Source organism: Microbispora sp. H11081 (assembly GCF_012999535.1).
Classification (GTDB): Bacteria; Actinomycetota; Actinomycetes; order Streptosporangiales; family Streptosporangiaceae; genus Microbispora.
The window spans coordinates 28,843-41,070 of record NZ_JABBWV010000015.1 but is presented as its reverse complement, the minus strand read 5'-3'; the positions used below and the strand labels follow the sequence as shown (position 1 = coordinate 41,070).

Here is a 12,228-nt window from a genome sequence, read left to right as displayed (position 1 = left end):
CGGGACGGCGGCCGCCGGGAGGGGCGGCCGCCGTCGTGAGGTGGGTCAGAACGGGCAGGTGCTGCGGTACTGGTCGACGGTCAGGCTGCTGCCGGGGCCGGGGCAGAGGAAGCGGTCATAGCGGGTGTCGTCGTCGACGAACCGCTTGATCCACGCCACGGAGTACTTGCCGATGGTGGTGTTGGACACGTTGGGCGCGAAGTGGGTCGCGTTGTTCAGCTCCAGGTACGCCTTGTCGAGCGACGAGGGCAGGCTGGTGTAGAACGGCAGCGAGTGGGTGGCCACCGGCGCGATGGTGTCGGCGTCCGCGCCGATGATCAGGGTGGGTGTCTGGACGCCCGGCCAGGTCTTGTCGAGGTTCCACGGCGTCAGCGGGACCGCGGCGCGCAGGGACGGCCGGGCGGCGACGGCCTCCAGCGTGCCGCCGCCGCCCATCGAGTGGCCCATGACGCCCAGCCTGGTCGCGTCCACCCGGGCGCGGACCGAGCTGCGCTGGGTCAGGTAGTCGAGCGCGGCCAGCAACTGCCGGCCACGGCTGTCGGGCTGGTCGAGCCGCGTCAGCGTGTCGATGTTGAAGACCACGAAGCCGTGCGAGGCGAGCCGGGCCGCCAGCCAGGCCATGCTGGACTTGTCGGCCGTGTAGCCGGGGGCGACGGCCACGCCGCCGAAGGCCCCCTCTGACGTGGTGGTCGGGTAGTAGATGGTCCCGCCGCCGAAGCCGCTCACGGACAACGACGACACGTCGGTCTGCGAGGTCGCGTACGGCCCGCGCGACGCTTCGAGGAGCGCGTCCGTCGGGTCGGGGCCGTGGACGGCGGCGTGGGCGGCGGGAGCGGTGAGGAGACCGCCGGCCAGCGCGAGCAGCACGACGAGCGTCAGCGTCGTGACCGCGGAGCACAGGCGGCGCGGAAGCGGGGTCGGGGGGTGTGTCGGCACGTCGGTGCACTCCCTGGGGGTAGGAGTGGGAACGGGCACGCGGGCCGGTTCCCTCGAACGGGTTGACCGCCGTCACTGTCGCGCCGCCGGCCCCCCACGCGCATCGGTGAAATCACCGGCCGCCCCGAACTACCGGCCCGCACCCACCGGTCTCACGACAGCAGGCGGGCCAGTTCGACCCGGGAGCGCACCCCGAGCCTGGCGAAGATGTTCCTCAGGTGGTGCTCCACCGTGCGCGGGCTGATGAACAGCCGGGCCGCCACCTCACGGTTCGTCGCCCCCTCCGCCACCAGGCCGGCGATCTGGAACTGCTGCGCCGTCAGCAACCGGCCGGCCTCCGACCGGGAGCCCGAGGGTCGCACCGACTCCCCCGCCGCCCGAAGTTCCGCGCGGGCGTGCGCGCTCCACAGGCGCGCGCCGTACCGCTCGAACATCTCCAGCGCGCCGTGCAGGTGCTCACGGGCCACGCCGGGGCGGCGCGACCGCCTGAGCATGCCGCCGTACAACAGCCGCGTGCGCGCGGTCTCGAACGCGCACGACCCCTGCCGGTGCAGTTCCAGTGCCTGGGTGAAACGCTCCCCGGCCTCGTCCGGGGGCGCGAGCAGCGCGTGGCACCGGGCCGCCAGCGCCAGCCTGTCGGGGTCACGGGTGCTGTCCGCCCAGCGTTCCAGCACGACCAGCGCGTCCCGCGCCTGCGCGACGTCCCCCGTCCGTACGGCGCTCTCGACGAGCAGCGGCGTCGCCATCACCCGTACGACGAGGGGGTCTCCCGTACGGGCCACCGCGCGCAGGCGGTTCACGGCGTCGGCGTGGCGGTTGGCCGCGACGTCCAGATGGGCGAGGGCGAGCGTGCCGACCGCCTCGGCCACGCTGACGCCGTGGGCGGCGGCCAGTTCGACGGCACGTGCCGCCCGCAGGGCGCAGGTCTCCTCGTCGCCTTCGACGGCGGCGGTGAAGGCGAGCCAGGCCAGGTGCTGCGCGCCGCTGACGGCGCGGCCCGTCTCCTGCGCCAGGCGCAGGCCGTCCGTGGCGTTGGCCGCCACCGCGTCGTAACGCCCCATCCACTGCTGGGCCTGGATGAGGATCTCCAGCATCTGCGGCATCCTGGCGACCGCGCCGTTGGCGCGCGCGACCTCCACCGCCCGGGTGGTCAGGGTGAGCGCGGCGGCGCCGTTGCCGAGCAGGAGGTTCGCCACGCCGCCCCACACGAGCGCCGAGGGGCTGCGTGCCAGGGAGTGCGCCGTCACCCCGGCGGCGACGCGCCGCAGCGACTCGGTCGCCTCACGGTGGCGGCCACGGAACGTCGCGGCCATGCCCCCGAGATACTCCAGCGCCATGGCGGTGACGTGGTCGTCGCCGGGCCGCCGCAGCGTCTCGGCCCGCCGCGCGATCGTCAGGAACCGCCGGTTGTCGCCCGCCAGGTAGCTCGCCTCACCCGCCCGGACCAGCGCGCGTACGGCCTGCTCGCGGTCGGTGCCGAGCAGCCGCTCCGCGGCGGCGAGCAGCGTGTCGCAGGCGCTGTCGGTCTTGCCGGCCCGCAGCTCCAGGCTGCCCCTGAGCAGCTCGGCCCTGCCGCGCACCTCGGCGCCGGCCGTGAGCGCGTCGATCCTGGACAGCAGCGACCTCGCCCGCTGCGGCCGGCCCGCCTGCCACGCGTGCTGAGCGGCGGCCGCCAGCCGTGCGGCCTTGAGCTCGCCGTGCCCGGTGAGCTCGGCCGCCCGTTCGAGGACGCGGAACGGCTCGGGGAAGGCCGCCGTCGCCGCCTTCGGCACAGCGGCGAGCGCCCGCACGAGGTCCTCGGCCAGCTCGCCCGCGGTGCCGTCGAGGGCGGCGGCGCGGTGCCACGCCCGCCGCAGATGCGGGCGCTCCCCGCCGGAGGCGTCGTCGAGGAGTCCCGCGAGCAGGCGGTGGGCGGCCCGCCGCCGGGCGAGGGACGCCTCGGCGTAGGCCACGTGGCGCAGGAGCGGGTCGGCCAGGTCGAAGCCGCCGTCCGGCGACTCGACGACGACGCCCGCGGCCTCCGCGGCCTCCAGGGCCGCGAGCCCGGACCGCGCCTCCGCCGCTCGTGTCAGCGTGACCGCGTCGATGCCGGGATCGGCCGCGATCAGCAGGACGAGTTCCGCCGTGTCGGCGGGCAGGCCGCGGAGCCGGTCGGCGTACGCCCGCCACAGCCGGCCGCCACGCGGCGGCGTCTCGGGCGGTGGCGCCGCACCGGCACGGTGCTCGCCGGTCAGCGAGCCCGCGAGTTCCGCCAGCGCGAGCGGGTTGCCCCCCGCCGTCCGCACCAGTGCCGTACGCAGGTCCGCGGGGAGGCCTTCGGGGATGAGGTCGTCGAGCACCTGCCGCGACGCCCTCTCGTCGAGCGGGCCGAGCGGCAGTGGCGGCAGGTCGCCGGGCGCGGCGCCGGGCTCCGAGGTGGCCAGCAGCACGGCGACGGGGATCGTCGCCACCCTGCGGGCCACGAAGCAGATCGCCTCCCGGCTCGGGGCGTCGAGCCACTGGAGGTCGTCGGCGCAGACCAGCACGGGACGCCCGGCGGCCCGCAGGAGCCGCAGCAGCGCGGCGGGCAGCGCCAGGCCGCCCCCGCCCACGCCGGTACGCAGCGCCTCGGCGAGCACCCGCGTGTCGTCGTCCGCCTGGTCCTCCAGCCGGTCGGCGATCGGGCCGAGCAACGCGTGCAGCCCGGCGTACGGCAGGTGGGTCTCGGCTCTGACGCCCCGGGCGCGGAGCACGAGGAATTCCGGCCCGCCGGGGACGCCGGGGGCCGCGTGCCTGTCCGGAAGGCCGTTGGCCGCGTGCTCGGCGGGGAGGCCCGTGTCCGCGTGCGCGGCGGCGAGGTCGAGCAGCGTGGTCTTGCCCGCGCCCGGCCCGCCGAGGAGGAGCAGGCAGCCGCCCGCACCGGTCCTGGCCCGCTCCATCAGCGCGCGGAGCGCGTCCGACTCCTTTTCACGGCCCCTTACGGGATCCGACCGCACACCGGTCAAATACGACATACATCAGTGTTACGCCCGCATTACGCAATTGAGTAGTGCTTCCAATAAGAGAACCCCGCCGGGCGGACGCCCGGCGGGGTTCTCAGGAGTGGTGACGCGTGGAGCGTCAGACGCAGACCGTGCGGACGACCTGCGCGAGGCGGTCCGCCACCAACTTGGCCTGGTCGTGCGACTCGGCCTCGACCATGACCCGGATCATGGGCTCGGTCCCGCTCGGCCGGATCAGCACGCGGCCGGTCGCCCCGAGCTCCGCCTCGGCCCCGGCCACCGCCGCCCGCAGTTCGGGCGCGGACGCCTTCGACTTCGCCACGTCCCGGACGTTGACGAGCACCTGCGGCAGCTTCGTCATCACGGAGGCGAGGTCGGAGAGGGAGCGGCCCTGCCGGGCCACCTCGGCCATAAGGTGCAGCGAGGTGAGCAGGCCGTCGCCGGTCGTGGCGTGATCGAGCATGATCACGTGGCCGGATTGCTCGCCGCCCAGGTTGTAGCCGCCGTCCTGCATCGCCTCCAGGACGTACCGGTCGCCGACCGCGGTCTCCACCACGGACAGGCCGGCCTCCTTCATGGCGATCTTGAAGCCGAGGTTGGACATCACCGTCGCCACGACGGTGTCCTTGGCGAGCCGGCCGTCGGCGTGCATCGACAGGGCCAGGATCGCCATGATCTGGTCGCCGTCGATCTCCTCGCCCGCGCCGGTGACCGCGAGGCAGCGGTCGGCGTCGCCGTCGTAGGCGATGCCGAGGTCGGCCCCGCGCGCGGCGACGGCCTCCCTCAGGAGGGCCAGGTGGGTCGACCCCACGCCGTCGTTGATGTTGAGCCCGTCAGGGGCGGCACCGATGGTGTCCACGACCGCGCCGGCGCGCAGCAGCGCCTCCGGAGCGACCATGTGCGCGGCGCCGTGCGCGCAGTCGACGACGACGCGCAGCCCGTCGAGGCCGTGGGGCAGCGTGGTCAGCAGGTGTGAGACGTACCGGTCGGCCTCGCCGTACGCCTCCCTGACCCGGCCGACGAACGCGCCGACCGGCCGGTCCCACTTCTCCCCGAGCCGCTGCTCGATCTCGTTCTCCACAGAGTCGGGCAGCTTGTAGCCGCCGCGGGTGAAGAACTTGATGCCGTTGTCGGGCGCGGGGTTGTGCGACGCGGAGAGCATGACGCCGAGGTCGGCTCCCAGCGCGTTGGTCAGGTACGCCACCGCGGGAGTGGGCAGCACCCCGAGCCGCAGGACGTCCACGCCCGACGACGCGAGGCCCGCGACCACCGCGGCCTCCAGGAACTCACCCGAGGCCCGCGGGTCCCTGCCCACGACGGCCATCGGACGGCCACGCCGCCCGACGCTGGCGTGGAACGCCCCGGCATCGCCGAGGACGTGCGCGGCGGCCACGGACAGGTCCATGGCCAGCTCCGCCGTCAGGTCGCGCCCGGCGACCCCGCGTACCCCGTCCGTGCCGAAGAGGCGCCCCCGTGAGGAGGCGCCTGCGGGTTCCTCCGACATTAACGCTTGCTGTACTGAGGAGCCTTGCGGGCCTTCTTGAGGCCGTACTTCTTCCGCTCCGTGGCGCGGGCGTCACGGGTGAGGAAGCCGGCCTTCTTCAGCGGCGGGCGGTTCACCTCGGCGTCCAGCAGGGCGAGCGCGCGGGACAGGCCCATGCGCAGCGCGCCGGCCTGGCCGGTCACGCCGCCGCCGTCGATGCGCGCGATGACGTCGAACGCGTCCTCGGCGCCGAGCACGACGAACGGCTCGTTGATCAGCTGCTGGTGGACCTTGTTCGGGAAGTAGTTGTCCAGCGAGCGGCCGTTGATCGTCCACTTACCGGTGCCAGGCACGATGCGGACCCGGGCGATGGCCTCCTTGCGGCGGCCCGTGCCGTACGAGTTGCCCGTGGTGACGGGCTTGCGGACGACGCCGTCACCGGCGGGAGCCGACTCGGTGGTGTACTCGGAGGGGAACTCCTCCGCGGTGTACTCTTCCGGCTCGCCCTCGACGAGCGTCTCGATACCGGTGGTCTCGGCCACGGTTCTCCTCTAACTTTCCTGGCTCGCGATTACTGGGCGATCTGCGTGATCTGGAAGGGCACCGGCTGCTGGGCCTGGTGCGGGTGCTCGGCACCGGCGTAGACCTTGAGCTTCTTGGCCATCTTGCGGCCGAGAGCGTTCTTGGGAAGCATGCCCCGGACGGCCTTCTCCACGGCACGGTCGGGACGCTTCTCCATGAGCTCGCCGTAGCTGATGGCGCGCAGACCACCAGGGTAACCCGAGTGGCGGTAGGCCTTCTTCTGCTGGAGCTTGTTGCCGCTCAGGGCGATCTTCTCGGCGTTGACGACGATGACGAAGTCACCCGTGTCGACATGCGGAGCGAAGATCGGCTTGTGCTTCCCGCGGAGCAGGGTAGCCACCTGACTGGCCAGCCGGCCGAGCACGACATCGGTCGCGTCGATGACGTACCACTGACGTTCGACGTCGTTGGGCTTCGGTGAGAACGTGCGCACGGCAGTGCCTTCTGTCGGAATGTGAACTCTCGGTAGGTTGCGCAGGCACGGCGACAACCTCCGTCTCCACATGTACGGGAGAAGACGCCGGACGCGCCGTGCACCGGTCTGCGGGCAGACCGATCCACACACAACGAACTAGCAGACTACCGACCCCGCGTCGCCCGGTCAAAACAGCGGGAGAGTACGCGCGGTTGGAACGACACATTTGAACGCTCATCAAATCAGTACCCAATAGCCCCTTCTTCCCCACGACCCAGATCCATATATTTGACTGCGCTATGTCGCAGACCCCTCACAAAAATCACACCTTCCGTGCTCCCCGGCGGGGGCCGCTGATGGGTCTGCTGGCGTGCGCCGTGGCGATTCTGCTCACCGGCGTCGTGATCGGCCGGATGAGCGCCAGGTCGAGCGTGGTCGACGACCTCTATCTCCGTAACTCGGAGCACTCCCCTTCGCCCGTCGCGAGCGCGCGGGGCGCGACGCCCCGCGACCGGCCCACCCTCGACCACGTCCTGCGCACCGTGACTCCGGTCGCCCCCGCGGAGCAGCCGCAGCGCAAGACGCGGGGCGAACAGCCGCCTTCCAACGTGATCGACGGCTCCGGCGGCGGATCGCCGTACTCCGTCCTCACCCCGGGAGCGAACGGAGGCGACGGCGCGAACGACGCCGACGCCAGGCGGGCCGCCTCGATGGAGGCCGAGGTCGTGCGCCTTGTCAACGTCGAGCGCCGCAAGCGCGGGTGCAGGCCCCTGCGGGTGGACCCCCGCCTCGTGGAGTCCGCCCGCGCGCACTCCGCGGAGATGGCGTCGAGCGGGCTGTTCCGGCACAACTCGCCCGGGGGCGCCACCCCCTGGGACCGCATGGGCGCGGCGGGCTACTCCGAGGGCGGAGCCGAGACGATCGCGCGGGGCTACCAGACCGCGACGGAGGTCGTACGCGGCTGGATGGCCGGGCGGAGCGACCGCGCCACGCTGCTCAACTGCCGCCTGGTCGCGACCGGGGTCGGCGTGAGCATGGGTGAGGGCGGCCCGTGGTGGACGGAGGACTTCGGGTATTCCTGACCCTTCGTCGTCTGTCCGAATCGCCGACTAATCTCAGCGCCATGGGTTACCCCGGCGACCAGCAACCACCTCCGCCGCACCAGCCGCCCGACCCCCGCAGACGGGACCTGCCGCCGTACTCGGGCGAGGGCGACTCGCCTCTCGCCGCCCGTCGCGACGCGTCCCCGCACGGCGGGGGCCAGCCGCCCTACCAGCGTGAGCAGTCGCCGTACGCCCGCGAGCGATCGCCGTACGAACGAGAGCAGGCCCCCTACCAGCCCTACCGGCCCGAGCAGCCGCCGTACGCCGAGCAGCCGCCCTACGGCGGGCAGGGGCCGTACGGACAGGAGAGCCCGCTCCGCGCGGAGGAACCCCCGCCTGCCCCCGGCGGCCCCTTCGCGCCCCCGCCCGGCGGTCACCAGGGCGGCCAGCCGGGCGTTCAGCCGGGCGGTGACTGGGACGCTCGCCGGCAATCGTCGGCGCCGCGGGCGCCCCTGCCGCCGGAGCCCGTGTGGGATCCCTACGCGAAACCCCCTCTGTGGCGTCGCCCCTGGGCGCTCGGCCTCGTCCTGCTTGGCATGATCGGGGCGCTGCTGACCGGTCTGTGGTACGCCGCGAGCAACGAGAAGCCGCAGGTCGCGGCTCCCACGCCCACCGCCCGGCCCACGCCGCTCGTCCCCGCGGGCCCGACCGGCAAGTACGGCTACACGGGCTCCAGGACGACCGACAAGAAGCCGCTCACCCTCGGGGAGCTGTTCCCCCAGCGCAAGTTCGTCAAGGACAAGCGGTCGTACGTCCGCACGGTCGTGCGCAGGGAGAAGAAGTGCGCCGACGGCGTCACCGGCGACAAGATCACGAAGGCGCTCAAGGCGGGCGGATGCACGCAACTCCTGCGGGCGAGCTTCGCGGACTCCAAGGGCACGATCATCGGCACCGTGGGCGTCGCCAACCTGCGGACCTCCGCCGCGGCGAAGCTGGTCGCCTCCGCCGGAGGCGGCGGCGAGCGCAAGGACTACCTCAAGCCGCTGCCGGGCAAGGACGAGGCCAGCAAGCACCTCGGCACTGGCGAGGCATACGCGGGCGGCTGGACCCACGGCCACTACGCGCTGCTGCTGTGGTTCCAGTTCAAGGACGGCCATAAACCGACCAAGACCGAGCAGAAGCGGCTCTACCAGGCCGCGGTGGACGTCACCGACGCGACTGTTTTCCCTGCCCTCGACACCCGATCGCTGAACGGTGGCCCCAGGTGAGGCCGGGCGTTCGCTGAGGTGGGAGCCGCTGGGCGACCTGGGGCGGCACGGACCGAAACGCCCATAGGGGCACGCCGATCGCGCCCACGCCGTTACGCTTCGGGCTATGCGTGGCAAGGATTCCGGCTCCGAGCACGAACACGAAACGGCGTGGACCGCCCGCGAGGCGGACGCCGAGGGCTCGGCGGCGACACCCCCGACGCCACCCCCGAGCTTCGGGCAGACCCCGGCGCCCGGGTACGGGCAGCCGCCCGTGGACGACGGCACGGCCTGGGCCCCCGACGCCGCCGGCGCGGCGCACGGGCCCACGCCCATGCCGCCCGCCGTTGCCTACCCCACCAGGTATGGGCCGCCCGGCGGCCTCGGGGGGCCGGAACCGGCCGCCGAGGACCCGGAGAGCACCAACAGGTTCCGGGCCGTTCCCGCGTACGGTCCCCCGCCGCCCTCCTCCGGCGCCCCGGGGGACACCGGGTCACCGGCCGGCATCGGCTCGCCGGGGAACACCGGGGCTCCGGGGAACGCCGGGGCTCCGGGGAACGCCGGGGCCCTTCCCGCGCCGCGTCCGCCCGGCGACGAAGGCCTCGGCTCGCCCGCGCCCGGTGAGGCACAGCCCGGCGCCGTGCCGCCGCAACCCGCGTACGGCGAGGCACCTGGCCCCGTGCCGGCACAGCCCGCATACGGCGAGACGCATCCCGGCCCCGTGCCGCCGCAACCCGCGTACGGCGCGGGACCGCACTCCGGGCCGCCTCAGGAGAGCCAGGGGATCCACACGTGGCAGCCTCCGGCCGGTCAGGGCGACCAGCGGCCACCGGGGTACGGCCCGCCCGCGTGGCAGCCGCCCGCCCCCGCCGGACCCCACTGGCAGCCCCAGCCTGATCCGAATGTCCCCCGATGGGAGCACCCGCCGGGCCAACAATCCCACTCAGGGCACCCAGGCCAGCCGGCCTGGCAGCCCGGGTCGCCGTCCTGGCAGCCCGGCCAGAGCGCGGGCGGCCCCGCGTACCCGCAGAACCCGCCGCCGCCCCCGCCGCAGCAGCCCGCCTACGGCTTGGGGCCGCACGCCTGGCAGCCCCCGGCTGACGAGGTGAACCCGGCCTGGGAGCCGCCCCCGCCCGGCGCGGGTGCGCAGCCATGGCAGCCGCCGCCCGGCCCTGGAGGCCCCTCCTGGGAGCCGCACGCGGGTCCGGCTCCCCAGCAGGGTCCGGCTCCCCAGCACTGGCAGCAGGAGCCTCCCCCGTGGCCAGCCCCCGGCGGCGAACCCGGCCCGCAGCCAGGCCCGCAGCCAGGCCCGCAGCCTGGTCCGCAGCCAGGTGTGAACGCGTGGCCCTACGCGGGCAACGAGCCGCAGTGGCAGCAGGGTCCCCCGCCGCCCGCGCCGGGTGGCGCCGGCCCCACGACGTGGTCGCCCCCGCCGCCCGGTGAACCTGCCGCTCCCGGCGCCTTCGGCGCGGCCCCCTCGCCGTACGACGCCGGACCCCACGGACACCCCGGCGCCGTGCCGCCCCACGACGCGTCCCCGGGGCAGCCGTGGCAGGACCCAGGATCCGGCTGGCAGCCCGGTGGGCCTCCGGCACCGGGGCCCTACGTCCCTCATCAGCAGAACGCCGGGGGCCCCCAGCCCGCCCCGCCCGGCGTGCCGTCGTTCCCCGCGTGGGGGCCCCCACCGGCCGGCGGGCAGCCGTACGGCGGGGAGGCGTGGCCCCAGACCCCGCAGGGATATCCGCCCGCGGACATGCCGCAGGCGCTGCCGCCGGGGCCTCAGCCCCTTGGCGGCCAGCAGCGGACGCACGACCACGAAGCCGCCTCGCCGGAGCAGATCCGGCCCGGGGAGCCCGGCGACATCGCCGTATGGCCTCCCCGGCTCCCGGGTGAGCCGCACCCGCAGGGTGAACTGCCCGCGGGCACCTCCTGGCCCCCGGCGTACGCCTACCAGGGCGAGCACGGCCAAACCACCGGACACCCCGGCGACCCCGGACACCCCGGCGACCCTGGGCGCACCGACCCTTCCGCGCACCCCGGCGCCTCGAACCACCCCGGCGCCTCCGACCACCCGGGCGCCTCCGGCGACCCCCACCCGTACGCGCGGCAGGGCGGGGAGCCGCTCGCCGCTCCCACGGAGTGGACGACCCAGGAGGCCCAAGGAACGGGTGCGCCCGGCGACCCGCCACGGGAGGTCCCCGAGGGAAGCGGCCCGCCGTACCCCCTCCCGCAGGGCCCCGCCGGACCGCACGCCGACTTCGCGAGCGACATCGCCCATGCGACGACGCCGGCCGAAGGGTTCCAGGCGCCCGGCGCTCCGCACGAACCCAACCGCCGTCCCGGCGACCCCGAACCGGGCACGGCACACGGCGAACCGCAGCCCGCGTCCCCCGAAAGGGCGACGCAGCCGCTGCCGCCCCCGCCCACACCCGGCGCACCGTCCGCGACAGCGGCCACGGCGCCGCCGGGGACACCGTCCGAGGAGCCCACGGCGGATGTTCCGCCATCCGCCGTGGCGGCCGTGCCCGCGGGCGCGGCGTCATCCGACACGCCGCCCCCGCACACACCCGGCGCACCGTCCGCGAGCGACGGCGCCGACGGGGCGGGCTCCCCCACCACCACACAAGGACAGATGGCGACAACCTCTCCCACGACCGGTTCGCCCTCGCAGCCGACCGACGAGACTCCGTTCGCGTTCACGCCGGTGACACCCGCCAAGGCGGGCAAGCCGGCGCCTCCGCCCGGATTCGGGCCGGATCCCTCCACCCCCGGCGGTGGCAACCTCCCCGCGACCCTCGGCCCCACCGGGACTCCCCCTGCGGGCGGGAAGGTCAGGCGCATCCTGATGGCCGCCGGCGCGGCGGTCGTCGTGGGGGTGATCGGCACCGCCGCCTACTTCGCGTACACCGGTGAAACCGGCGGTCAGGCCGCCCCCACTCCGGGGGCCTCCGCCCCGCCGCCCGCCTCCCAGGAGCCGCAGCCGACCTCCACGACCGCCTCCGTGATCCTCGACTCTGAGCAGACCGACCCCAAGACCCTCAAGCCGGACGAGGCGTTCCCCGACGAGAAGGTGACGCTGGCCGGGCGGACGTACCGCCGCGTCAAGGTCGACGTGACCGACGACTGCGAGAAGGCCGCGGCGGGCGCGTTCGCGCAGGCCCTCACCGAGCAGCAGTGCCGCAGGGTGCTCAGGGCGACGTACGTCGACGGCAAGCGTCAGTACGCCGTGACCACGGGCATCGCAGTGCTTCCCGGCAAGACCGAGGCGCTCGCCGTGGACCAGACGAAGAACCTCGGCACGAACGTCTGGTTCCGCGGCCTCGACGGCGACAAGAAGAGCGGCGGCGACAAGGTCTCGATCTCCGGCGGCTACGCCGCGGGCATGGTGTGGGGCCGCTACATCGTGTTCAGCTACGCCACCTACGCCGACGGGCACACGCCGGAGGCGGAGGACAAGAACCTCGGACCGGTCAGCGGCGCCTTCCGCGACAACACGGCGAAGGTGATCGAGAAGCGGGCGAGCCGCTGACGACGAACAGCT

General features: G+C 74.3%; 8 protein-coding genes. 3 read left to right on the top strand and 5 right to left on the bottom strand.

From position 1 onward, the window contains the following. Positions 1-45 precede the first annotated feature (45 nt). From HHX31_RS28135 to rplM, 5 genes are all read right to left on the bottom strand, one after another. Positions 46-936 (bottom strand): alpha/beta hydrolase family protein, encoded by an 891-nt coding sequence (locus HHX31_RS28135; RefSeq protein ID WP_396711897.1) that lies wholly within the window; start codon positions 934-936, stop codon positions 46-48. Between the two features lie 152 nt (positions 937-1,088). Beyond that, a complete protein-coding gene (locus HHX31_RS28130; RefSeq protein WP_169951833.1) occupies positions 1,089-3,929 on the bottom strand; it encodes a LuxR family transcriptional regulator in 2,841 nt (946 codons plus the stop codon). 106 nt (positions 3,930-4,035) lie between these two features. Continuing rightward, positions 4,036-5,421 carry a phosphoglucosamine mutase gene (gene glmM, locus HHX31_RS28125; RefSeq protein ID WP_169951831.1) on the bottom strand — a complete coding sequence of 462 codons (1,386 nt, stop codon included), beginning with the start codon at positions 5,419-5,421 and terminating at the stop codon, positions 4,036-4,038. After that, on the bottom strand, positions 5,421-5,942 hold the full coding sequence (rpsI, locus tag HHX31_RS28120) for a 30S ribosomal protein S9 (protein WP_169951829.1): 522 nt from the start codon (positions 5,940-5,942) through the stop codon (positions 5,421-5,423). Before rpsI ends, glmM begins: the two co-directional genes overlap by 1 nt. Positions 5,943-5,971: 29 nt before the next feature. Next, positions 5,972-6,415, bottom strand: a complete 444-nt coding sequence (gene rplM, locus HHX31_RS28115; RefSeq protein ID WP_169951827.1) for a 50S ribosomal protein L13 — start codon at positions 6,413-6,415, stop codon at positions 5,972-5,974. Between the two features lie 338 nt (positions 6,416-6,753). On the opposite strand from rplM, the gene HHX31_RS28110 reads away from it, so the two are divergent. The 3 genes from HHX31_RS28110 (at position 6,754) to HHX31_RS34760 (ending at position 12,216) form a co-directional block, all read left to right on the top strand. Continuing rightward, the gene (locus HHX31_RS28110; RefSeq protein ID WP_169951825.1) at positions 6,754-7,479 is read left to right on the top strand and encodes a CAP domain-containing protein; all 726 of its coding nucleotides are present in this window, start codon (positions 6,754-6,756) and stop codon (positions 7,477-7,479) included. Positions 7,480-7,520: 41 nt separating this feature from the next. Further along, complete coding sequence (locus HHX31_RS28105) at positions 7,521-8,708, top strand: hypothetical protein (protein WP_169951823.1); 1,188 nt, start codon at positions 7,521-7,523, stop codon at positions 8,706-8,708. A gap of 106 nt (positions 8,709-8,814) precedes the next feature. Continuing rightward, complete coding sequence (locus tag HHX31_RS34760) at positions 8,815-12,216, top strand: hypothetical protein (RefSeq protein ID WP_169951821.1); 3,402 nt, start codon at positions 8,815-8,817, stop codon at positions 12,214-12,216. The last annotated feature ends 12 nt before the right edge of the window (positions 12,217-12,228 follow it).